The sequence below is a fragment of the Burkholderia sp. AU4i genome (genome assembly GCF_000466765.1).
GTDB classification, from domain to species: Bacteria; Pseudomonadota; Gammaproteobacteria; order Burkholderiales; family Burkholderiaceae; genus Burkholderia; species Burkholderia cepacia.
In genome coordinates this window covers 1-906 of the sequence record NZ_ASSI01000498.1, presented here as the reverse complement: position 1 = coordinate 906, position 906 = coordinate 1, and the positions used below count along the sequence as shown (strand labels likewise).

1 protein-coding gene is annotated in these 906 nt (G+C 73.0%); it reads right to left on the bottom strand.

Annotated elements, in window-relative coordinates:
• Nucleotides 1-4: 4 nt before the first annotated feature.
• Nucleotides 5-906, bottom strand: a 902-nt coding sequence (locus L810_RS43785; protein WP_042978560.1) for an amidohydrolase family protein, incomplete at its 5' end; no start/stop codon positions are given.

Sequence of the window (906 nt, the reverse complement as noted above, 5' to 3'; positions counted from 1 at the left end):
CGCGTCAGCGCAGCAGTTGCGCCAGCGCGGCGCGGTAGTCGGCGTACGCGACGGCTTCGTCGCGATGGCGGCGGCCGCTCACGACGCGCTCGCCGCCCGTGTAGACGTCGAGCACCGGCGTCTCGCCGTGCTCCGCGAACACGATACCCGACAACCACGACGTGCTGTCGTGTTCGGCGATCGCCGGATGATCGGGATCGAGCACGAGCCAGTCGGCGCGGCACCCTTCGCGCAGCGCGCCGACGCGCCGCCCGCTGGCCTGCGCGCCGCCCGCGAGCGACGCGTCGAACAGGCGATCGGCGACATGCGCCTGCGTGTCGCTCGCCAGCACGTTGCGCGCGCGGTGCACGAGCCGTTGCCCGTATTCGAGCAGGCGCAGCTCGGCACGCCAGTCGACCGACGCGTGGCTGTCCGAGCCGACGCCGATCACGCCGCCTTGCGCGAGATAGTCGACGGCCGGGAACACGCCGTCGCCGAGGTTCGCCTCGGTCGTCAGGCACAGGCCGGCGACCGCGCGACGCCGCGCGAGCGCGGCCGTTTCGGCCGCGTCGACGTGCGTCGCGTGCACGAGGCACCAGCGTGCGTCGACATCGAAGCGATCGAGCAGCCATTGCACGGGGCGCGCGCCGTAGGCACGCACGCAGTCGTCGACTTCGGCCGTCTGCTCGGCGATATGGATATGCACGGGCGCGTCGTCGGGCAGCCCGTCGAGCAGCACGCGCAACCCGTTCTCGGACACCGCGCGCAGCGAGTGCGGCGCGACGCCGTAGCGCAGCCCGCCGTGCTCCGGCGCCGCGCGACGCATCGCGTCGAGCAGCTCGAGCAGGCCGTCGGGCGTATTGATGAAGCGGCGCTGGTCGTCGCGCGGCGGCTTGTTGCCGAAGCCGGCGAACTGGTACGACACGG